The following is a 21,714-nucleotide window of genomic DNA, read 5'->3' on the forward strand; positions in this document are numbered from 1 at the left end:
GCAGCTTACTGGCAAAGCGGCTGCCTTGTCGAGCCTGCGCCGGCGGCTTCCGGCCCCGTTTTATCGGCATCCGCGCTGCCCATGCCGCGTGCATCGCAGCGCGCATCGACGACCGTCGGCGTGATGAAGACGACCAGTTCGCTGCGCTGGTCGCGTTGCGCGCGGTGCCGGAAAAGCGCGCCCAGAAACGGTATTTTGCCCAAGAGCGGCACGCGCGTCACATCGTTCCGGTTCAGTTGCTCATAGATCCCGCCGATCGCGACCGTCCCGCCGTTCTCGACCTCGACGCGCGTCTGTACGTGCTTCGTATGAATCGCCGGGCCGGCCGCCGTCGGCTCGCCGACGCTGTCCTTCGTCACGTCCAGGTCGAGCACGACGCGCCCGTCCGGCGTGATCTGCGGCTCGACCTCGAGCTTGAGCGTCGCCCGGCGGAACTGCACGCCGCTCACGCCATTGCCCACCTTCGCCTGGTACGGCAGCTCCGAACCCTGTTCGACGATCGCCTTGACGCGATCGGCGGTCACCACGCGCGGGCTCGAAACGATCTGGCCCCGCCCCTGCGCCTCGAGCGCGCTCAGTTCGACGTCGAGCACACGGCTGAGCGGCGCGGCAAACAGCGTGAAGCCGGCGGTCGCCGCTTCGAAGCCGCCGAGCGGCCGCCCGGCAAGGTCGAGCGCGTTGCGCGCGCCGGTCGTGAACGAGGCGCTTTCGCTGGCGCTCTCGCCCGACGGCGGCCGCGCCTGCGCCCTCAGCGCGACACGTGCGCCGAGATTGCGCGAAAAGCCTTGCTCGCCCTCGACGATGCGGGCCTCGATCCGGACCTGCCGCGACGGCCGGTCGATCGCATCGATCAGGCTCGCGATCTGGTCGAGACGCGGCGCGAGATCGGTGACGAACAGCAGGTTCGTCCGCGGATCCGCCGCCGCGGCGCCGCGCTTCGACAGCAGGCGCTGGCCGGTCGCGCCGGCCAGCAGCCGTTGCACGTCCTGCGCGCGCGGGTAGCGCAGCGCGAACGTCCGGCTCGCAAGCGGCTCCAGATCCGCGGCCCGCGCGTGCATTTCGAAGCGCGCGCGTTCGCGCGCCGCCAGCTCGGCCGCCGGCGTGACCCATATCACGTTACCCCGCCGCGACATCGCGAGCCCGTGCGTGTCGAGCAGCGTGTCGAAGGCATCGCGCCAGCGGACATTGTTCAGACGTAACGTGACGGTGCCGCGCACCTGCTCGCCGACGACGATATTGAGCCCGGTGAACCGCGCGAACGCGTCGAACGCGGCCGCAAGCCCCGCTCCCTGCAGATTCAGCGAAATCCGCCGTGCGTCGTCCGCATCGCCCGGTTGCCGCGCGGCGGCGTCGCCCATCCGGGCCGGCGGCGCCAACGGGATCGGCGGCCCCTCCAGCCCGGGGACCGGGGCGGCGGCTTCCGCCTGAAGCGCCGTGCGAGCCGCCTGGTCGAACGGCGGCGGGCCGGCCTCCGCAGATGCGGGGCCGTCCGCCCCGTCCACCGGGCCTTGGGGCAACGGCAGGCCCGGCACCGGCACCTCCATCGATGCCGCTGGCCAGACGGCCGGCAGCGGCGGCAACGAGGCGCTTGCACCGGCCGCCGTCAATCCGGCCCAGACGGCGAGCGCCCGACATCCGTGCTTCATCATGGGTGCCTCCCGTCGTCCAGAGCGACTCGGTACGCGCCATCCGCCGTCGCGAGCGTCACGGCGACGGGATCGACTCGCACCACCCGCGCGGCCCCGAGGGCTTCGCCGGGCACCAGGGCAGCGAATGCGCCGCCACCGTCGTCGAACAACGCGAGACCGGCACGCCTGTCGCGAATCGTGCCGGCCAGGCGGGCAGCCGCCCCTTCCGTTTCCGACGAGCCGGCCCCGCCGAACGGATCGGCGCCGGGCGCGTCGGCCAGAACCGGCGTCTCCGCGCCCTTGGACGTCATCGCCGGTAACCCTGGAAACACGTCGACCGCCATTTCCACACGCGCGGCCTCCTTTCCTCGTTCGACACGCAGCGTGGTCGGCACCGCCAGCACCGGAAAACGCGCCAGCCATCCGACCATCTGCAGCAACGCGCGAAACCCGCCATCCGCGACGATGCGCACCGAGCGCTGCCCTTCCGGCACTGCCCCCTCGGCGCGCAGCGGTTCGATCGATACGCCGCGCAGCCCGCTCGACGCGGCGTGATCGGCCAGCTCCAGCATCAACGCGGCCCATTCCGGCGCACGCGACGAGCGATCACCGTCGGCCGCGGCCGGATGCGCGTCGTGTTGCCGTGCAGCGTCTGCGAGAACACGCCGCGCGTCGGCCTCTCGCTTCTGCGCCGCCGCCAGCAACGCGCGGCTGTGCGCGAGCCCGCTCCAGTCCGCGGCATTCGCCAGATGAATGCCGCCCGTCAGCACGGCCGCGAACGCGAGCACGCAGCCTGCGATATACGCAGTCGCCGGCGACACGCGCCGCACGCCGTTCCGCCATCCGCCGCGATGCGGTGCGGGCCGATGCGCGAGCGCCGTCATGCGCCACCTCCCGATGCTTTCCGGGACGGCATCGCGTCGTGCCAGCGCAACTGGACCGAGAACCGGAACGGCATCCCGCCGGCAGCGACCGGTGCATCCGGGGCTGGCTTCAACGCATCGATATCGATCCGCCAGCCACGCTGCTCGCGCGCCATCCCCGCAAGCCATCGCGCAGCCGCCCGGTAGCTCACGGCGCGGACATCGAGCACGGCACCGGCCGACGTCGTGCGCAACGCATCGAGCCGAACCGTGCCGTCGTGCACCTGCGCCAGGGTCGCCAGCAGCCCCGCGACGTGCCGGTAAGGTGCGGCATGCGCGGCCGCCTGCGCGTCACGCTGCGCGACGACGGCCGCCGCATTGGCGGCGCGTGTCGCGGCGCCCATCTGCGGCTGCAATTGCCGCAGCCGCGCCTCCACGATTGCGCGCTCCGCATCCACACGCCACCGCGCTCCGCTGGCGACACCCGTCCACAGGCCGGCGCCGAGTACGCCGAGCAGAACCGCCGTACCGCACTGCGCGACCCGACGACGTCGCAACGCCCGCGCCAGCCGCTCCCGGTACGGCAACAGGTTGAAGCCGCCCGGCTCCGCATGGAGGGCCGTCATTCCCACACCCCGCGCAATGCCAGCCCGAATGCAACAGCCAATGCCGGGCCGCCCGGCGTGCCGGTGGACAGGCACGATTGCGCGCCCCAGCCCGCGCAGTCGAACGGCACCGCAACCGCGCCGACCACGTCGCCGATCTCGGCGACGGACGTTTCGAAGCGGGCGATACACCGCTCGTCCCCGGCCACGAGGACACAGCGCACGGCCCCGAGCGCGCGCCGGCGCAATGCATCGGAAAACGCCCCCGGCACCACGCCGGACAGCGTCAGCACCGGTACGGCCGACGGACCGTCGATTCGCCAGCCCTGCACGCCCGAGTCATGGAACCAGAGCGCCGCGCAGGGGCCCGCCTGCGCGTCGAGTTCGCATTGCGCCGCATAGCGCAACGCACGCAGCGCGGCGGCCGATTCGCCGTCGACCACCGTCAGATCGACACCGGCCTGCGCGGCCACATCGACCCGCCGTTCGATCAGCGCCAGCGAGGCCACGGCAACCTCGATCTCCCCCGCACCGCCATCCTGCCGCCAGTCGAACGCGAGACTGTCCGGCGCGAGCCCCGAAATGCGTTCGGCCGCCTGCCGCGCGGCGTCCTCGATGTCGTCCCGCCCGGCCAGGTCCAGCATCGCGGTGCGCATCTCGTCATCGGGCAACGCCATCACGCCGCGCGCGCCGCACCGCACGTCGGCCGCCGACAGTCTCGACACGGCCGCGGCCAGCGCCCGCGCGACCGCCGCCCAACGCGCATCCTCCGGGCCACCCGCCAACCCGACCGGCTCCCGCTCCAGCCCCTCGACGCACACCTCGGCGCCCCGGCCGCGCCGGCTCAGCACGACCACCCTCACCTCGTCCGCACCGACGTCGATTCCCGTCGACCGGTGCCCACCCTGCGCAAACCGCGCTCGCCATCTTCCCACCATCCCAGCCTCCCGAGATCGTCGCGGCCCACGCCGCGTTTCCGGGACTGATTCTGCAAAACGGCGCGTCGGGCCGACAGTCGGCCTAACGGCCAGCATCCGCTCGCGACGGCCGCGCGCGGGCTATGCTGGAAGCACGCCGGCCCGCGGCTTCAGGGCGGGCGGCCCCCGCGTCAGGACCGGTCTTACCGGGCAGCTATAATCGCGGGACTGTTTTCCGGTATGCCTATGCAATCCACGACTCCTACGTCCCCGCCTCCCGCCCCGGAGCCGAAGAAGCGGCCCTGGTGGCAAAAAGTCCTGCTCGGATTCGCCACGATGTGCGTGGCGCTCGTCGTGGCCGGCGGCCTCGTGCTCGGCTACGCGCTCGTCGTCGCGTGGCCGAACATGCCGTCGCTCGATGCGCTGACCGACTATCGCCCGAAGGTGCCGCTGCGCATCTATACGTCCGATCACGTGCTGATCGGCGAATTCGGCGAAGAGCGCCGCGACGTCGTCCATTTCAAGGACGTGCCCGACTCGCTGAAGAAGGCGATCCTCGCGATCGAGGACGCGCGGTTCTACGATCACGGCGGTGTCGACCTCACCGGTATCGTGCGCGCCGGCTTCGTCGCGCTGACGAACGGCCATGCGTCGCAGGGGGCGAGCACGATCACGATGCAGGTCGCGCGCAACTTCTTCCTGTCGAGCGAGAAGACCTACACGCGCAAGATCTACGAGATGCTGCTCGCGTACCGGATCGAGCGTGCGCTGACGAAGGATCAGATTCTCGAGGTCTACATGAATCAGATCTATCTCGGCCAGCGCGCATACGGCTTCGCGAGCGCCGCGCGGGTCTACTTCGGCAAGGACCTGAAGGACATCACGCTCGCCGAAGCGGCGATGCTCGCGGGGCTGCCGAAGGCGCCGTCCGCGTACAACCCGGTCGTGAACCCGAAGCGCGCGAAGGTGCGCCAGGAATACATCCTGCAACGGATGCTCGAGCTGAACTTCATCTCGCGCGAGCAGTACGACGAAGCCGTCGCACAGCCGCTCGTCGTCAAGGGTCCGGGCCGCGATTTCAGCGTGCACGCCGAGTACGTCGCGGAAATGGTCCGACAAATGATGTACGCGCAATACCACGAGGAAACCTACACGCGCGGCTTCAACGTCGTCACGACGATCGACTCCGCGGATCAGCAGGTCGCCTATACCGCGCTGCGCAAGGGGATCATGGATTACGAACGCCGGCACGGCTATCGGGGGCCGGAAGGCTTCATCGAGCTGCCGGCCGGCGCCGACGACCGCGAACAGGCGATCGACGATGCGCTGCTCGAACACCCCGACAACGGCGAACTGATTGCAGCGGTCGTCACGGCCGCGAACCCGCGCCAGATCACGGTCGCGTTCATCGACGGCAGCAATGCGACGATCGAAGGCGACAACCTGCGCTTCGCGTCGGGCGCGCTGTCGGCCAACGCGCAGCCGAATCGCCGCATCCGCCCGGGTGCGATCGTCCGCGTCGTGAAGAACGACGCCGGCAAATGGTCGATCACGCAGTTGCCGCAGGTCGAGGGGGCGTTCCTGTCGATCGTCCCGCAGGACGGCGCGATCCGCTCGCTCGTCGGCGGCTTCGACTACAACAAGAACAAGTTCAACCACGTCACGCAGGCGTGGCGGCAGCCGGGTTCGTCGTTCAAGCCGTTCATCTATTCGGCGTCGCTCGACAAGGGCCTCGGGCCGGCAACGGTGATCAACGACGGTCCGCTGTATTTCAGCGCGGCCGAAACGGGCGGCCAGCCGTGGGAGCCGAAGAACTACGGCGGCGGCTTCGAAGGCCCGATGTCGATGCGCACCGCGCTGCAGCGTTCGCGCAACCTCGTGTCGATCCGGATCCTGAACCACATCGGCACGAAGTACGCGCAGCAGTACATCACGCGCTTCGGCTTCGACGCGGAACGCCATCCGGCGTACCTGCCGATGGCACTCGGCGCGGGCCAGGTCACGCCGCTGCAGATGGCGGGCGCGTATTCGGTATTCGCGAACGGCGGCTACCGCGTCAATCCGTACCTGATCGCCGAAGTCACCGATCCGAACGGCGCGATCGTCGTGCGCGCGCAGCCGCTCGTCGCCGAACAGAATGCGCCGCGCGCCATCGACGCGCGTAACGCGTACGTGATGAACAGCCTGCTGCAGAGCGTCGCGCAACGCGGCACGGGCGCACGGACCAACGTGCTGAAGCGCACCGACCTCGCGGGCAAGACCGGCACGACGAACGACTCGCACGACGCGTGGTTCGCCGGCTACCAGCACACGCTCGCCGCGATCGCGTGGATCGGCTACGACAATCCGCGCAGCCTCGGCGATCGCGAAACGGGCGGCGGCCTGTCGCTGCCCGTCTGGATCGACTACATGGGTGCCGCGCTGAAGGGTGTGCCCGAGTTCAAGCCGACGATGCCGGACGGCGTCGAATCGCTCGGCGGCGAGCTGTACTTCACCGAGTTCGCGCCGGGTCACGGCTTCGTGTCGACGGTCGGCGTGCCGCAGGCGCCAGCCGCGCAGAACGTCGATGCGACCGTGCCGCACGTCGACGAGCAGGAAAAGCAGGACATCATGAACCTGTTCCAGGCGCACTGACTCTCGGCCCGGACATGAAAAAAGCGCCCCGCGGGGCGCTTTTTTCGTTGGGTCACGCGTCGGGGCGGGGCCCCGATCGTCATGCGCTGAACGTGATCGGCAGGCCGGCCTGCTGCGTCGCGTATTCGGTGAGCGCCGAGAAGAACTCGGTGCCCGTGCGCGTATCGCGCCATGCGCCGTCGATGAACCGGTAATGGAAACCGCCGGCCTTCGCGGCGATCCACACTTCCTTCATCGGCGGCTGCAGGTTGACGATGATCTTCGAGCCGTTCTCGAACGTCAGCGTCAGGACGCTGCCGTTGCGCTCCAGATCGATGTCGTGATCGCCGTCGTTGGCGTCGTCGACGGTACGCTCGACGGCCGCCAGCACGGCCTCGGCACGGGTCAGGTATTCGGTATCGGACATGCTAAACTCTATCGGTTCAATTGTTCAGGGACGATCATGCGAGTCGTTTTCCGGATGAGCGCGATTGTAGCGGCTTTGGCGATTCTTGCCGGCTGCGGTCAAAGCGGCGCGCTCTATCTGCCCACCGTGCCTCCGCTGCCCAAGCCACTCCAGCAGCAGGACACACCGCCGTCGGACGTGAAGCCGACCGATGAAAACGCGTCGTCCGACAGTGTGCCCGATTCGTCCGGCACGCCGCTCATGCTGTCGCCCGAATTGTCGAGCGGGGCATCCGCCACGGCTGCACCGGCATCGAGCCCGGCCGTCGCGAAGTAACGACGCGCCGCCTGCACAGGCTCGCGAAACGAGGCGATGACTTCCCGGTCATCGCCTTTTGTTTTTGGCTGCGCCGTCACGCGCGCACGCGCCGCCATCCCCATGCAGCCAGCCGCCAGCCGAGCAGCGCGACGACGATCGCCGCATACAGCTTCGGCTGCGCGAGATTGTGCTTGCCGGCCCTCATCCACCAGAAGTGCAGCACACCGAACAGCGCGATCGCGTAGATCGCGCTGTGCAGCGTCGCCCAGTGGCGGCCGAGCCGGCGCACCATCGCGCGCGGCGACGTTGCCGCGAGCGGAATCAGCAGCACGAACGCGGCGAAACCGACCGTGATGAACGGGCGCTTGCCGACGTCCTTCAGGATCGCGACGACATCGAACCACTTGTCGAACCACAGGTAAGTCGTGAAGTGCAGCGTCGCGTAGAAGAACGCGAACAGCCCGATCATCCGGCGAAAGCGCAGCAGCGCGGCGAACCCCGTCATGCGCCGAAGCGGCGTGACGGCGAGCGTGACGCACAGCATCACGAGCGTCCAGAGGCCCGTCGAGCGCGTGATGAACTCGATCGGATTCGCGCCGAGCCGGTCGGTCAGCCCGAACAGCACGAGACGCGTGAGCGGATAAAGGCCCGCCGCGAATACCAGCACCTTGGCCGGCGCGAGCCAGCGCGGCGCGGCGGGGCGGGTCGCGCCGGCCCGCACGGCACGTGCAGCCGGGCCGGCGCCCGCTGCACGCGCGGGCGTCAGCGTCGAAGGAGGCATGTCGTTTCTCACCTTCGCCTTCAGAAATTCTTCTTCAGGTCCATGCCCTGATACATCGACGCGACCAGGTCGCCGTAGCCGTTGAACATCAGCGTCTTGCGCTTCGGCGTGAAAAAGCCGTCCTCGCCGATGCGCCGCTCGGTCGCCTGGCTCCAGCGCGGATGATCGACGTTCGGGTTCACGTTCGAATAAAAGCCGTACTCGTTCGACGCATACGTGTTCCAGCTCGTCTTCGGCTGCTTGTCGACGAAGCGAATCTTCACGAGCGACTTCGCGCTCTTGAAGCCGTACTTCCACGGCACGACGATACGCACCGGCGCGCCGTTCTGGTTCGGCAGCACCTGCCCGTAGACGCCCATCGTCAGCAGCGTCAGCGGATTCATCGCCTCGTCCATCCGCAGCCCTTCCGAGTACGGCCAGTCGAGCACGGGTGTCGACAGGCCGGGCATCTGCGACGGGTCGGCCAGCGTGATGAACTGTACGTATTTCGCATTGCCGGTCGGCTGCACCCGCTTGATCAGCTCGGACAGCGGCACGCCGATCCACGGGATCACCATCGACCATCCCTCGACGCAGCGCAACCGGTACACGCGCTCTTCGAGCGGCGCGAGCTTCAGCAGCTCGTCGAGATCGAACACCTTCGGATGCAGCACCTCGCCCTCGACGCTCACGCGCCACGGGCGCGGCCGCAGCGTGCCCGCATTCTGCGCGGGGTCGCTCTTGTCGGTGCCGAATTCGTAGAAGTTGTTGTAGGACGTGATGTCCTTGAACGGCGTCACCTTGTCGGCCGCGACGAACTTCGGGTTCGTTTTCGCCGCGAGCTTCGCTGCCCGCGCGTCGGGCGACGCATAGGCGGCAAATGCCGCGCCGCTGCCGCCGAGCAGCCCGCCCGCCGCCGCGAGGCCGGCCGCCTGCAATACGCGCCGCCGGTTCTCGAAGACCGCACGCGGCGTGATTTCGCCGGGCGCGATATCGCCACCGGTCAGTACGTTCAGCAAAGGGCGTTTGATCCACATCGTGCTGCTCCTCCTGCCTGCGCCGCGCGCAGCTTCATGGGCGTTCGACCGGCCTCATCTTGCACCGTTCGCCGGCCGGACCGCCCGTCCGTTACAAAAGAAAACCGCCGGGCACGCAGTGCACCGGCGGTCTCATAGTCGGACGAGCAGCGGGAATCTTACAGCTTGCCGTAGCTGTGCAGCCCGGACAGGAACATGTTGACGCCGAGGAACGCGAAGGTCGTCACGAGCAGGCCCGTCAGCGCCCACCACGCGGCCACCGTACCGCGCAGGCCCTTCATCAGGCGCATGTGCAGCCACGCCGCATAGTTGAGCCACACGATCAGCGCCCAGGTTTCCTTCGGGTCCCAGCTCCAGTAGCCGCCCCATGCCTCGGCCGCCCACAGCGCGCCGAGGATCGTCGCGATCGTGAAGAACGCGAATCCGACCGCGATCGACTTGTACATCACGTCGTCGAGCACGTCGAGCGTCGGCAGGCGATCCGCGAGCACGCCGCGCTCCTTCATCAGGTACGCGACCGCCACCATCGCCGACAGCGCGAAGCTGCCGTAGCCGATGAAGTTCGCGGGCACGTGGATCTTCATCCACCAGCTCTGCAGCGCCGGCACGAGCGGCTGGATCTGCTGCGCATCGCGCGCGACCGAGTACCACATCAGGAAACCGACCGCCGCGCTGATCACCAGCAGCACGAACGCGCCGAGCGAACGCGTCCCGTAGTGGCCTTCGTAATAGAGATAGAGCAGCGCGGTGATCAGGCTGAACAGCACGAACACTTCATAGAGGTTCGACACCGGAATGTGCCCGACATCCGCACCGATCAGGTAGGACTCGTACCAGCGCACCATCAGGCCGGTGAAGCCCATCAGCACGGCGACCCACGTGAGCTTCTGGCCGATCGCGGAGCCCGATTCCGAGCGCGCGAGCAGGCCGATCCAGTAGAAGATCGTCGCGAGCACGAACAGCGCGCTCATCCACAGGATTGCCGACTGGCTCGACAGGAAGTACTTGAGGAAGAACGCCGAATCGGCGCGTGCGAGATCGCCCTGGTAGATCTGGATCGACAGCAGCGCCAGCACGGCGATCGACGCCATCATCAGCCGAGCGGGCTTCCAGCGCCAGCCGAGCGCGACGAGCGCCGGCACGGTGCCGATCATCACCGCCTTGTCGTAGTAATCCATGTGCGCGTTGTAGTGCACGAGCGCGTAGCCCGCGCCCACCACGAGCGCCAGTGCGAACAGCCAGTCGAGCAACGACAGGCGCGCGAGGAATGGGCGATCGTCGAACAGCGGTGCCGTGACCGGCGCCTGGGCCGACGCCCGATGGGAAGAGGAAACTTGCGTGAGATCCATGATGTTACCGGGTGGAATTCTCGGAATCGGAACCGCCGCCGGCAGGCGAACGGGCCGTCGATGCCGCACCGGCCGGTGCGGCATCGCGAGGTGCGGCGTGCAAGGCGGCACCGGCCGCGTCGCGCGTCTGCACGTATTCTTTCTCGAAATCGAAGGTCTTGCGGGCCGTGGACATTGCCATCACCACATCGACGCCCGAACCGGCATCCTTCAGCCAGAACCAGAGGCGCCGCTCGCGCACGTAGAACATCGAAAAGATGCCGGCGACCAGCAGCAGGCTGCCAAGATACACCAGATTCTTGCCGGGTGCGCGCGTCAACTGAAATACCGAAGCTTGCACCTGCTTGAATGAGTCAAGCTGCAAATAGACCGGCGATCCATACAAAAAGCTGTCGGATAGCGCGTTGATCGCGTTCTGTACGAAACGGATCGTGTCGGTGCCCTGCTGCGCCGCCGGCTCCCCGGCACGCTCGCGCGCGATCTGCCAGACCTCCCACATCGAGCCTTCGAGCATCCGCAGCAGCAGGCTCGCGGCCTTCTCCTGCTCGGCCTTCGGCACCGAGCGGTCGATGAACGTCGCCACGGCCTGGAAGCCGCCGATCGGCTGGCCGTCGGCGCCGCGGCCGACGCTGTCGTCGCTCGCCGCAAACAGGGTCAGCACCTTCAACGCGCTGTCCTGCAGGCGGCCGCGCAGCGATGCATCGGTGCCCGGCAGCGAACGCTGCGCGAAGCGCGCGGCGGCTTCGGCGCGCACGGAAGGATCCTCGAGCGCGGCGCGCAGGTGCATCCATTCGCCGATCGAATCCTGGCTGTCGGCCGGAATCCGCATGTAGCGGAACGGGTCGTTCGGGCTCGTGCGCACGCCGGCGAGGAACACGCGCTCGCCGTTCATGTCGACGGGCAGCATGTAGTTGTTGAATTCGCGCGCCTGGCCGTCCTTGCCGCGGATCTTGTACTGCACGGACGGGCCGATGTTGTGGAGCTGCGTCGGCTTCGACGTCTTCGCGCCGGAGCCGAGCCGTTCGTCGAACACTTCCTTCAGCGAGCTCGTCGTCGCCACACCACGCACGTCCGGCTTGCCGTTCGCGTCGGCCATGTTCTCGACGTTGATCGCGCGGAAATCGGCGAACTCGATCGTGTCGCCGTCGGCACCCGGCATCTGCAGCGGCGCCGAACTGCCGATCGTGCCCTGCACGGGGAAGGTCTTCGCGTTGCCGCCCGTCATCGGATAGGCCGTCATCTGCATCTGCGAGCCGCCGTCCTGGAAGCTCGACTGGTAGATCGACACGCCCTTGTACGTGAACGGCTTGTTGACCTCGACGCGCGCCGGAATTTTCCGGCCGGTCTCGCGATCGATCACGACGATGTCGCTCGCGAACAGTTTCGGCATGCCCGTCGTGTAGTAGTCGACGATGAACTTGTTGAGCTGGATCGAGAACGGCAGGTCCTGGATCAGCGAGCCGCTCGGCTGGTTCAGGATCGCGGTCGACACGAACTGGCCCTCGGGCACCCACGCGTAGCCGCGGAACGTCGGGTTCGACGCGGACAGGCGATGGTCGGGCGAGATCTCGCTGATCGTCGCGCTCGTGTTGACCGGGCTCTTGCCGAACATCCACATCTGGAATTTGATCGGCAGGTTGCTGTCGAGCAGGCCGCCGATACAGATCACGACGATCGCGAGGTGCGCGGAGATATAGCCCCACTTGGTCATCGCGCCGCGCTTCGCGGAGATCAGCGTCGCGCCGTCGTTTTCACGCACGACGTGCTTGTAGCCGGCCTTGGTGACGAAGGTGGCGAGCGTTGCCGTGACGGTCGCGCGCGTGCCGGAAGCCGTGTACTCGGCCTTGTGGTGGAAAGCCCGCAGGCTGCCTTCGCGAACCTTGTCCTTCCAGCTCTTCGCATCGGCGAGCATCTTCGGCGCGTTGCGGATCACGCACAACGAGATCGACACGACGAGGAAGATCAGGATCAGCATGAACCACCACGCGCTGTACACGTTGTACAGGCCGAGCGAGCGGAAGATGTCCGCCCAGAACGGCCCGAACTGGTTCACGTAATTCGGATACGGATCGTCCTGGGTCAGGACCGTGCCGATGATGCTCGCGATCGACAGCACCACCAGCAACGCAATCGCGAAGCGCATCGAGCTCAGCAGCTCGACCGCGCGCTTCGACGCACCCTGACTCGACTTCGACTGCAACCCCGACGTGGTAACGCTCATTCAAACTCCGACTGACAACAAAAAAGGGCAAGGCGGCCGCGACTGCGCGGCGCCCCACCCTTTTCTTGTTCTGACTCCGGCCGCCCTTCGGGCGTCCGGTCATTTCCTTCGCGGCTGACCGCTCAACGCAGGCCCGCGATGTAATCCGCGACGGCCTTGATCTCGTTGTCCGACAGCCGCGTCGCGATCTGATGCATCGCCTCGTTGTTGTTGCGCGCGCCGGCACCCTGCTGGAACGCGGTCAACTGCGCGACCGTGTAATCGGCCCACTGTCCAGACAGACGCGGGTACTGAACCGGGAGACCCTGCCCTGTCGGCCCGTGGCAGCTCGCGCAGGCGGGTACGCCCTTCTCCGCGATGCCGCCGCGATAGATCTTCTGGCCGATCGGCACGGTCGCCGCATCGCGTGCGGTGCCGAGCTTCGTCGTCTGCGACCCGTAGTACGCGGCGACGTTGCGCATGTCGTCCGCGCTCAGCGCGCTCGCGAATCCGACCATCACTGCGTTGGTCCGCACCGGCCCCTTCGCGCCCGGCTGCGTCTTGAAGTCGTTCAACTGCTTGACCAGATATTCGGGATGCTGGCCGGCAAGCTTCGGGAAACTGCCCGACGCGCTATTGCCATCGGCACCGTGACACGATGCGCACACCTGCCCGGCAATCGCCTTGCCGCGGTCGAGATCCGGCTTTGCCGCCTCCGCCGCGTTTGCCTCTGCTACGAAACCTACGAACCCTGCTGCAACCTGAAGCACCATCAGAGACTTGCACAGTCGATTCATTCGCACACCCTGTTTCGTCTTGTGGGAATTTGAGGTTCTGCAAAAAACGACGGCGTTCAGTCTACCGCAGAAGCCACATAAAAGCGCGAGGCAGGCGCCCGGTGGCCTTCGGTAAAACCGCCGTATTGTACAATATCGCGTTGAAAGCTCCCGCGCCTATCGGGGCTACCCCGCCTCCACCAAGCGGCTCGCGCCGCCCGTCCTTCCGGTTCCCATGGCCTTTCTGCTCCATCAAGCCCGCTTCTACACGACCGTCAACCATCTGCGCGACCTGCCGCCGACGGTCCAGCCGGAAATCGCGTTCGCGGGCCGCTCGAATGCCGGCAAGTCGACGGCGATCAACGTGCTGTGCAACCAGAAGCGGCTGGCCTTCGCGTCGAAGACCCCTGGCCGCACGCAGCATATCAACTACTTCTCCGTCGGCCCCGCCGCCGAGCCCGTCGCGAATCTCGTCGACCTGCCCGGCTACGGCTACGCGGAAGTGCCCGGCGCCGCCAAGGCCCACTGGGAAATGCTGCTGTCGTCCTACCTGGCAACCCGCTCGCAGCTTTGCGGCCTGATTCTGATGATGGATTCGCGCCGCCCGCTGACCGACCTCGATCGCCGCATGATCGAGTGGTTCGTACCGACCGGCAAGCCGATCCACACGCTGCTGACGAAGTGCGACAAATTGACGCGGCAAGAAAGCATCAATGCGCTGCGGACCACGCAAAAGGGGCTCGATGCGTATCGTGACCAGGGCGTCCAGGGCAAGCTGACGGTCCAGCTGTTTTCCGCGATGAAGCGCACGGGCCTCGACGAGGCGCACGAACTGATCGAGAGCTGGGTGCGGCCGTCCGCCGCCGACGAAAAAAGCGAGCCTGTAGCACAATGATCGGGCAACGCGCGGCCGGGATCGGCGGCGCGCACCTGACGGCGCCTGCGGATTCGGCCGGCTCATAAAAAAACCCGCCGTTGAACGGCGGGTCAAACAGCCTAATCGAAAAACGACAGGCACCCGCTCAGGGAGGAGAAGCGGGGAGCTGCACGCGACGCGTGCCGCTCGATCGCTATCATATACCAACGCTCCCGAAAATGACCGAAGGGTTCCGTAAGGTCCTTCTTGCCCTGATTTCTACCCAATCGCCATGAGCTTTCATCCGCTTCATCGTCCGCGCCGGATGCGCCGCGACGACTTCTCCCGGCGCCTGATGCGCGAAAACCGCCTGACCACCGACGACCTGATCTATCCGGTATTCGTCGTCGAAGGCACCAACGAACGGCAGCCGGTGCCGTCGATGCCCGGCGTCGAACGCGTGTCCGTCGATCTGCTGATGCATGTCGCCGAACAATGTGTCGAACTCGGCGTGCCTGTGCTGTCGCTGTTCCCGGCCATCGAACCCTCGGTGAAAACGCCTGACGGCCGCGAGGCAGCCAACCCGGAAGGCCTGATCCCGCGCGCGGTGCGCGAGCTGAAGAAGCGCTTTCCCGAACTTGGCGTGCTGACCGACGTCGCACTCGATCCGTACACGAGCCACGGCCAGGACGGCGTGCTCGACGAGAACGGCTACGTGATCAACGACGACACGATCGAGATCCTGATCGATCAGGCGCGCGCACAGGCCGAAGCCGGCGTCGACATCGTCGCGCCGTCGGACATGATGGACGGCCGCATCGGCGCAATCCGCGAGATGCTGGAAAGCGACGGCCATATCCATACGCGCATCATGGCCTATTCGGCCAAGTTCGCATCGGCGTTCTATGGCCCGTTCCGCGACGCGGTCGGCTCGGCGTCCAACCTGGGCAAGGGCAACAAGATGACCTACCAGATGGACCCGGCGAACAGCGACGAAGCGTTGCGCGAAGTGCGCCTCGACATCGACGAAGGCGCCGACATGGTGATGGTCAAGCCCGGCATGCCGTACCTCGACATCGTGCGCCGGGTGAAGGACGAGTTCCGCTTCCCGACCTACGTGTACCAGGTGAGCGGCGAATACGCGATGCTGAAGGCCGCCGCAATGAACGGCTGGCTCGACCACGACAAGGTCGTGCTCGAATCGCTGCTCGCGTTCAAGCGTGCGGGCGCCGACGGCGTGCTCACGTACTTCGCACTCGACGCCGCGCGCCTCCTGAAAGCGCAGCGCTGAGCCACGCGCCGGCAGCGCCACGAAAAACGGCGGGACACTTCGGTGTCCCGCCGTTTTCATTTGCAATCGGTGTACAAGCCACCGACAAGCGTGCGCTACACCGTTGGTACCGCCGCGCGATCGAGACTGCGCAGAAACGTCTCGGCTGCCTGATAGCCGACCACACGGCCGATTTCGTTGCCGTTGCGATCGAAGAAGATGATGCCGGGCGGCCCGAACAGGTTGAAGCGCTTGAGCAGCGCCTGATCGTCCGGGTTGTTCGCGGTGACGTCCGCACGTACCAGGTGAAGCTGCGCGAGCCGCGCCTGCACGCGTGAATCCGTGAACGTCAGATGCTCCATCTCCTTGCAGCTCACGCACCAGTCGGCGTAGAAGTCGAGCATCACGGGCTGGCCCGACGTCTTCAGCAGCGCGTCGAGTTCGCCGCTGGAGCGCACCGAAGCGAACGCCGGCCCCTGCTGCCCGGCAGCCGCACCGGCTGCCGACACATCGCCCGACGCGACCGTGCGCGCAGCAAGGACAGCCAGCGGTTTCACGGGGTCGTTGGAGCCCGCCGCAAGACCGACGAGCAGCGTCGCCGCCCAGATCGCGAGCGCGGCGCCGAGGCCACGGCCGAGGCGGCGCCAGATCGACGCGGCGCCGGCATGCGGCGTGAACAGGCCAAGCGCCGCGGCCGCGATGAGCAGCCACAACGCAGCGAGCACCATCTTCAGGCCGCCGGCAAGCACCGGCCACACGATCCACAGCGCGGCCGCGAGCAGCACGATGCCGAAGAACACCTTCACGCCGTCCATCCATGCACCTGCGCGCGGCAGCACCGTACCGGCACCGACGCCGACCACGAGCAACGGCACGCCGAGCCCCAGCCCCATCGCGAACAGCGCGGCACCGCCGAGCAGCGCATTGCCCGTGTGTGCGATGAAAGCGAGCACCGCGAACAGCGGCGCCGTCATGCATGCGCCGACCACCAGCGCCGACAATGCGCCCATCGCGGCAACCGCAACGAAGTGACCGCCCTGTCGCGCGCTCGACACCTCGGCTGCGCCGTTCTGCCAGCGCGCGGGCAGCACGATATCCTTGCCCGAAATCAGCGACACCGCGAATGCGGTGAGCAGCACGCCGAACGCGCCGAGCACCCACGGGTTCTGCAGCCACGCGCCGAGGCTCTGGCCGACCAGTGCCGCGGCAATGCCCAGCACCGTATAGACGAGCGCCATGCCGACCACGTACGTCAACGACAGCGCAAAGCCGCGCGCATGCGTCGCGCGCGTGCCCTGACCGATGATGATCGCCGACACGATCGGGATCATCGGGTACGAACACGGCAGGAGGCTCAGCACGACGCCCGCGACGAAATACAGCGCGACGATCGTGAAGAAGCCATGGCCCTCGAGCAGCGACTGCGCGAAATCGGCGCTCGTGACCTTGTCGAACCAACTGCCCTCGGCTGCCGCATCGCCGGAAGACGAGGCCGCACCCAATGCGGCGCCGTCGACCTTCACGATGTGCTCGGCGGGCGGATAGCAGATCCCTTCATCGGCGCAGCCCTGCGACGTCACCGCGAGCTCGAACGGCCCCGACGCCTGCTTGACGGGCACGTGAACGACGACTTCGTCACGGTAGGTCTCGACGTTCTTCTGGAACGTCTGGTCGAACTTCACATGGCCGGCGGGGAACTGCGGCTCGCCGAGCGTCGCCTGCCCGCTCTTCACCGCGAACGCGAACCGCTCGCGGTACAGGTAATAGCCGTTGGCGACCTTGAAGCGGACGTCCACCTGCCCCGGCGATTCGCTCGCGCTGAACTTGAACGCCACCGACGGATCGAGGAAATCGTCGGCCGCACGCGCGACCGACAGGCCGCCGCCCAGCACGAGCATGAACGACAACAGGACTGCGAGGAACCGCAGCGCGCGCACGCGCACGGAAAGCGCCATACCGTTAAACATGAAATAGACGTTGAGTTTCGCTGGTCACCCACTGGCCGTAAGCGGCCGAGGCCGTCGCCTGCCACGAGACGATTTCAGGTGTCTCGTATGGATGATGCGCGAGAATAAATCGCTCCAGTTCGAGCGCCCGCACGGGGCTCGTCTTGAACAGCAACTGGATCTCGTCGGCCGTTTCGACCTTGCCCTGCCAGTGATAGCGCGACCTGATCGCACCGAGCTCCGACACACACGCGGCAAGCCGCGCATCGAGCGCACCGCCGGAAAGCGCCTCGGCGGTCGCGGCATCGGGCACCGTCGTCAGCATCAGCACCACTATCATCCGCGCCCTCCTGGCTGGTCTATCGACTCCTGGCTCCTGCCGGCGCGCGTTGCCCACCCGGGAGCGCACCGGCTGCCCCGTATCGTAGCGCAGCCCGCGCAACACTGCCGGCACCACCCTGCGACAATCGATCGCAGCCGCCGCTTCAAAAACAAAAAGGGCCAAGCAATTGCTCGGCCCCTTTCAGATACTGCTGCGTACCGGAAGCTTATTCAGCTTCTTGCACGTTTTCCGTTTCGTCGACTTCCGGACGATCGAGCAGCTCGACCAGTGCCATCGGTGCGTTGTCGCCCACGCGGAAGCCGAACTTCAGCACGCGCAGGTAGCCGCCCGGACGGTTCGCGAAACGCGGACCGAGCACGTCGAACAGCTTCGCCACCGAGTCACGGTCGCGCAGGCGGTTGAACGCCAGGCGACGGTTTGCCAGCGACGGCTTCTTGCCGAGCGTGATCAGCGGCTCGACGACTTTACGGAGTTCCTTCGCCTTCGGCAGCGTCGTCTTGATGACTTCGTGCTCGATCAGCGAGTTGGACATGTTACGGAGCATAGCCAGACGGTGGCTGCTCGTGCGGTTCAGTTTCCGCAGACCATGACGATGGCGCATTTCAGTTTCCTTGATTCAAAGTTTTGATCCAGCTCTTCTATCGCACCTCGATGGGTGCACGGGCCGGTAATGAAAAAAGCAAGATGCGGATTTTAAAGGAAAATCCGCATCTTTGCCAACTACAGCAACAGCAGCGCTACAAGCGGGCTTACTTGTCGAGACCAGCCGGCGGCCAGTTTTCGAGCTTCATGCCCAGCGTGAGACCGCGCGAAGCGAGCACTTCCTTGATCTCGTTGAGCGACTTGCGACCGAGGTTCGGCGTCTTCAGCAGCTCGTTTTCCGTGCGCTGGATGAGATCGCCGATGTAGTAGATGTTCTCGGCCTTCAGGCAGTTCGCCGAACGAACCGTCAGCTCGAGATCGTCCACCGGACGCAGCAGGATCGGATCGATCTGCGGTGCACGCGACGGCGCTTCGGCTGCCGTTTCCGTGCCTTCCAGCGCCGCGAACACGGACAGCTGGTCGACCAGGATGCGGGCCGATTGACGGATCGCTTCTTCCGGCGTGATCACACCGCTCGTTTCGATGTTCATCACGAGCTTGTCGAGGTCGGTACGCTGCTCGACACGTGCGCTTTCGACCGCATAGCTCACGCGGCGAACCGGCGAGAACGATGCGTCGAGGACGATGCGGCCGATGATCTTGGCCGTGTCTTCGCCGTAGCGACGAACGTTGCCGGGCACATAGCCGCGACCCTTTTCGATCTTGATCTGAACGTCGAGCTTGCCACCCTTCGACAGGTGCGCAATCACGTGATTCGGGTTGATGACTTCGCAGTCGTGAGCCAGCTCGATATCGCCGGCCGTGACAACGCCTTCACCTTCCTTGCGCAGCGTAACCGTCACTTCGTCACGGTTATGCAGCTTGAACACCACGCCCTTCAGGTTCAGCAGCAGGTTGACGACGTCTTCCTGCACGCCATCCAGCGTCGAGTACTCGTGCACCACGCCCGCGATCGTCACTTCGGTCGGCGCGTAGCCAACCATCGACGACAGCAGCACGCGGCGAAGCGCATTGCCCAAGGTATGGCCGTAACCGCGTTCGAACGGTTCCATGACCACCCTCGCGTGGTTCTCGCCCAGCGATTCCACGGCGATGATCTTGGGTTTCAGCAAACTGGTTTGCATGGGCTTTCCTTTTCAATACCCTCGGCTCGTTACACCGATAAGGCTGACCGGTAACAACCAGAAAATAAACAGCCGAGGCCCCTCCTTGCGCAACGCAATCGGGGTACCTCGGCCGTCAATCGGATTAACGCGAATACAATTCGACGATCAGGCTTTCGTTGATGTCGCCTGCGATTTCAGCGCGTTCCGGCATTTGCTTGAACGTGCCTTCGAACTTCTTCGCATCGACTGCAACCCAGCTCGGCATGCCGCCTTGCTCGGCCAGCGACAGCGCTTCGACGATACGCGCTTGCTTCTTCGCCTTTTCGCGGATCGCGACGATGTCACCCGCCTTCACTTGCTGCGACGGGACGTTTGCGACGACGCCGTTCACGGTGATCGACTTGTGGCTCACCAGCTGACGCGCTTCAGCGCGGGTCGAGCCGAAGCCCATGCGATACACGACGTTGTCGAGGCGCGACTCGAGCAGTTGCAGCAGGTTTTCACCCGTGTTGCCCTTGCGGCGGTCGGCTTCAGCGAAGTAGCGACGGAACTGACGCTCCAGCACGCCGTAGATGCGCTTGACCTTCTGCTTTTCACGCAGCTGCGTACCGTAGTCGGACGTACGTGCGCCCGAGGTACGGCCGTGCTGGCCCGGCTTGCTGTCGAGCTTGCACTTGTCGGCGAGCGAGCGGCGCGCGCTCTTCAGGAACAGGTCGGTGCCTTCACGGCGGGACAGCTTGGCCTTAGGGCCGATATAACGTGCCACTTTGCATTCCTTTATCAATCAGTCACGCGGATCGAAATCCGCGCTAGTTCGCTCCCTTTGGGGCGAACGGTGGGCTTAGTCAATCAAAAAAGCAACGCCCGTCGACGCTACGCGGCGACAGGCAATGTGCCAGCACGAACGTGCCAGCACACCTTTAGATACGACGACGCTTCGGCGGACGGCAGCCGTTGTGCGGAATCGGGGTGACATCCGAAATCGCGGTGATCTTGATGCCGAGGCCGTGCAGTGCGCGCACTGCCGACTCACGACCCGGGCCCGGGCCCTTGATCCGCACTTCCAGATTCTTCACGCCGTATTCCATCGCGACGCGGCCAGCCGACTCGGCTGCGACCTGGGCAGCGAACGGCGTCGATTTGCGCGAGCCCTTGAAGCCCTGACCGCCCGACGTCGCCCATGCCAGTGCGTTGCCTTGGCGATCGGTGATCGTGATGATCGTGTTGTTGAACGACGCGTGAACGTGAACCACGCCTTCAGCGACGTTCTTCTTAACCTTCTTGCGAACGCGTTGCGCCGCGGTGTTCGAAGCCTTAGCCATTACGTTTTCCTGTAACTGTCAGTTCCGCTTACTTCTTCAGCGCTTGCGCTGCACGACGCGGACCCTTGCGAGTACGTGCGTTCGTACGCGTACGCTGACCGCGCATCGGCAGGCCCTTGCGATGACGAACACCACGGTAGCAACCGAGGTCCATCAGGCGCTTGATGTTCATCGTCACTTCACGGCGCAGATCGCCTTCGACGACAAACTTGCCCACTTCTTCACGCAGCTTTTCCAAGTCTGCGTCGGTCAAGTCCTTGACCTTCTTCGAAAAATCGACGCCAGCTGCCACGCAGATGCTGCGCGAACGGGTGCGGCCGATACCGAAGATAGCCGTCAGGCCGATCTCGGTATGCTGGTGATTCGGGATGTTAACCCCTGCGATACGAGCCATTGTTTTTCCTCAAACAAAAAGCGCAAACAAACGCGCGGTCAGCCTTGGCGCTGCTTGTGGCGCGGATCCGAGCTGCAGATCACGCGAACGACGCCTTTGCGCTTGATGATCTTGCAATTGCGGCAAATGCGCTTAACCGATGCCATCACTTTCATGATAATACCCTTTTTTCAAATCACTTCGCCCGGAACACGATCCGCGCACGAGACAGATCGTAAGGCGTCAATTCAACCGTCACCTTGTCGCCCGGGAGAATGCGGATGTAGTGCATCCGCATCTTTCCGGAGATATGCCCCAACACGACATGGCCGTTTTCCAGCTTCACGCGGAAGGTAGCATTCGGGAGGTTTTCGATCACCTCGCCTTGCATCTGGATTACATCGTCTTTGGCCATAGTCCTTA

At 65.8% G+C, this 21,714-nt stretch carries 23 protein-coding genes; 4 read left to right on the forward strand and 19 right to left on the reverse strand.

Annotation, left to right across the window (positions count from 1 at the left end):
• Window positions 1-5 precede the first annotated feature (5 nt).
• Genes ABIC51_RS27175 through ABIC51_RS27190 form a run of 4 tightly spaced genes read right to left on the reverse strand, consistent with a single transcriptional unit; the run spans window position 6 to window position 4,034 of the window.
• The gene (locus ABIC51_RS27175; RefSeq protein WP_175901218.1) at window positions 6-1,649 is read right to left on the reverse strand and encodes a type IV pilus secretin PilQ; all 1,644 of its coding nucleotides are present in this window, start codon (window positions 1,647-1,649) and stop codon (window positions 6-8) included.
• Window positions 1,646-2,512 carry a pilus assembly protein gene (locus ABIC51_RS27180; protein ID WP_175901221.1) on the reverse strand — a complete coding sequence of 289 codons (867 nt, stop codon included), beginning with the start codon at window positions 2,510-2,512 and terminating at the stop codon, window positions 1,646-1,648. The genes ABIC51_RS27175 and ABIC51_RS27180 overlap by 4 nt, the downstream gene beginning before the upstream one ends.
• Window positions 2,509-3,117, reverse strand: a complete 609-nt coding sequence (locus tag ABIC51_RS27185; RefSeq protein ID WP_136472464.1) for a fimbrial protein — start codon at window positions 3,115-3,117, stop codon at window positions 2,509-2,511. The genes ABIC51_RS27180 and ABIC51_RS27185 overlap by 4 nt, the downstream gene beginning before the upstream one ends.
• Window positions 3,114-4,034 (reverse strand): type IV pilus biogenesis protein PilM, encoded by a 921-nt coding sequence (locus ABIC51_RS27190; protein WP_175901224.1) that lies wholly within the window; start codon window positions 4,032-4,034, stop codon window positions 3,114-3,116. Before ABIC51_RS27190 ends, ABIC51_RS27185 begins: the two co-directional genes overlap by 4 nt.
• 225 nt (window positions 4,035-4,259) lie before the next feature.
• On the opposite strand from ABIC51_RS27190, the gene ABIC51_RS27195 reads away from it, so the two are divergent.
• Entirely contained in the window at window positions 4,260-6,647 is a 2,388-nt protein-coding gene (locus ABIC51_RS27195) for a penicillin-binding protein 1A (RefSeq protein WP_091924905.1), read from the forward strand.
• 79 nt (window positions 6,648-6,726) lie between these two features.
• On the opposite strand, the gene cyaY is transcribed toward ABIC51_RS27195, so the two are convergent.
• Complete coding sequence (cyaY, locus tag ABIC51_RS27200) at window positions 6,727-7,053, reverse strand: iron donor protein CyaY (protein WP_021161744.1); 327 nt, start codon at window positions 7,051-7,053, stop codon at window positions 6,727-6,729.
• 36 nt (window positions 7,054-7,089) lie between these two features.
• Here cyaY and lptM point away from each other — a divergent pair, with 36 nt between their 5' ends.
• Entirely contained in the window at window positions 7,090-7,368 is a 279-nt protein-coding gene (lptM, locus tag ABIC51_RS27205; protein WP_021161743.1) for an LPS translocon maturation chaperone LptM, read from the forward strand.
• A gap of 76 nt (window positions 7,369-7,444) precedes the next feature.
• On the opposite strand, the gene msrQ is transcribed toward lptM, so the two are convergent.
• The 5 genes from msrQ to ABIC51_RS27230 form a co-directional block, all read right to left on the reverse strand.
• On the reverse strand, window positions 7,445-8,131 hold the full coding sequence (gene msrQ / locus ABIC51_RS27210) for a protein-methionine-sulfoxide reductase heme-binding subunit MsrQ (RefSeq protein WP_060082824.1): 687 nt from the start codon (window positions 8,129-8,131) through the stop codon (window positions 7,445-7,447).
• A gap of 20 nt (window positions 8,132-8,151) precedes the next feature.
• The gene (msrP, locus tag ABIC51_RS27215; RefSeq protein ID WP_027788573.1) at window positions 8,152-9,147 is read right to left on the reverse strand and encodes a protein-methionine-sulfoxide reductase catalytic subunit MsrP; all 996 of its coding nucleotides are present in this window, start codon (window positions 9,145-9,147) and stop codon (window positions 8,152-8,154) included.
• A gap of 158 nt (window positions 9,148-9,305) precedes the next feature.
• Entirely contained in the window at window positions 9,306-10,496 is a 1,191-nt protein-coding gene (gene ccsB / locus ABIC51_RS27220) for a c-type cytochrome biogenesis protein CcsB (RefSeq protein WP_124919751.1), read from the reverse strand.
• A gap of 4 nt (window positions 10,497-10,500) precedes the next feature.
• Entirely contained in the window at window positions 10,501-12,717 is a 2,217-nt protein-coding gene (locus ABIC51_RS27225) for a cytochrome c biogenesis protein ResB (RefSeq protein ID WP_060060524.1), read from the reverse strand.
• Between the two features lie 122 nt (window positions 12,718-12,839).
• The gene (locus tag ABIC51_RS27230) at window positions 12,840-13,493 is read right to left on the reverse strand and encodes a c-type cytochrome (protein ID WP_027788576.1); all 654 of its coding nucleotides are present in this window, start codon (window positions 13,491-13,493) and stop codon (window positions 12,840-12,842) included.
• Between the two features lie 214 nt (window positions 13,494-13,707).
• Between ABIC51_RS27230 and yihA the strand changes: the two genes are divergently transcribed.
• Both yihA and hemB read left to right on the forward strand, forming a co-directional pair.
• Window positions 13,708-14,367 (forward strand): ribosome biogenesis GTP-binding protein YihA/YsxC, encoded by a 660-nt coding sequence (yihA, locus tag ABIC51_RS27235; protein ID WP_021161737.1) that lies wholly within the window; start codon window positions 13,708-13,710, stop codon window positions 14,365-14,367.
• 253 nt (window positions 14,368-14,620) lie between these two features.
• Window positions 14,621-15,619 carry a porphobilinogen synthase gene (hemB, locus tag ABIC51_RS27240; protein ID WP_021161736.1) on the forward strand — a complete coding sequence of 333 codons (999 nt, stop codon included), beginning with the start codon at window positions 14,621-14,623 and terminating at the stop codon, window positions 15,617-15,619.
• Between the two features lie 95 nt (window positions 15,620-15,714).
• On the opposite strand, the gene dsbD is transcribed toward hemB, so the two are convergent.
• The 9 genes from dsbD to infA form a co-directional block, all read right to left on the reverse strand.
• A complete protein-coding gene (gene dsbD / locus ABIC51_RS27245; RefSeq protein ID WP_175855774.1) occupies window positions 15,715-17,565 on the reverse strand; it encodes a protein-disulfide reductase DsbD in 1,851 nt (616 codons plus the stop codon).
• Window positions 17,558-17,884 carry a divalent-cation tolerance protein CutA gene (gene cutA / locus ABIC51_RS27250; protein ID WP_124546535.1) on the reverse strand — a complete coding sequence of 109 codons (327 nt, stop codon included), beginning with the start codon at window positions 17,882-17,884 and terminating at the stop codon, window positions 17,558-17,560. The genes dsbD and cutA overlap by 8 nt, the downstream gene beginning before the upstream one ends.
• Before the next feature lie 208 nt (window positions 17,885-18,092).
• Window positions 18,093-18,488 (reverse strand): 50S ribosomal protein L17, encoded by a 396-nt coding sequence (rplQ, locus tag ABIC51_RS27255; protein ID WP_006477175.1) that lies wholly within the window; start codon window positions 18,486-18,488, stop codon window positions 18,093-18,095.
• A 148-nt stretch (window positions 18,489-18,636) separates the two neighbouring features.
• Window positions 18,637-19,614, reverse strand: a complete 978-nt coding sequence (locus ABIC51_RS27260; RefSeq protein ID WP_006477176.1) for a DNA-directed RNA polymerase subunit alpha — start codon at window positions 19,612-19,614, stop codon at window positions 18,637-18,639.
• Between the two features lie 124 nt (window positions 19,615-19,738).
• Complete coding sequence (rpsD, locus tag ABIC51_RS27265; protein ID WP_021161733.1) at window positions 19,739-20,362, reverse strand: 30S ribosomal protein S4; 624 nt, start codon at window positions 20,360-20,362, stop codon at window positions 19,739-19,741.
• Window positions 20,363-20,516: 154 nt separating this feature from the next.
• Entirely contained in the window at window positions 20,517-20,918 is a 402-nt protein-coding gene (gene rpsK / locus ABIC51_RS27270) for a 30S ribosomal protein S11 (protein ID WP_004197937.1), read from the reverse strand.
• 28 nt (window positions 20,919-20,946) lie between these two features.
• Complete coding sequence (gene rpsM / locus ABIC51_RS27275) at window positions 20,947-21,312, reverse strand: 30S ribosomal protein S13 (RefSeq protein ID WP_006400641.1); 366 nt, start codon at window positions 21,310-21,312, stop codon at window positions 20,947-20,949.
• A gap of 38 nt (window positions 21,313-21,350) precedes the next feature.
• A complete protein-coding gene (rpmJ, locus tag ABIC51_RS27280; protein ID WP_004199844.1) occupies window positions 21,351-21,467 on the reverse strand; it encodes a 50S ribosomal protein L36 in 117 nt (38 codons plus the stop codon).
• Window positions 21,468-21,487: 20 nt separating this feature from the next.
• The gene (gene infA / locus ABIC51_RS27285; protein WP_004521905.1) at window positions 21,488-21,706 is read right to left on the reverse strand and encodes a translation initiation factor IF-1; all 219 of its coding nucleotides are present in this window, start codon (window positions 21,704-21,706) and stop codon (window positions 21,488-21,490) included.
• Window positions 21,707-21,714 lie beyond the last annotated feature (8 nt).

The organism is Burkholderia sp. 572 (assembly GCF_040545135.1).
GTDB classification, from domain to species: domain Bacteria; phylum Pseudomonadota; class Gammaproteobacteria; order Burkholderiales; family Burkholderiaceae; genus Burkholderia; species Burkholderia cepacia.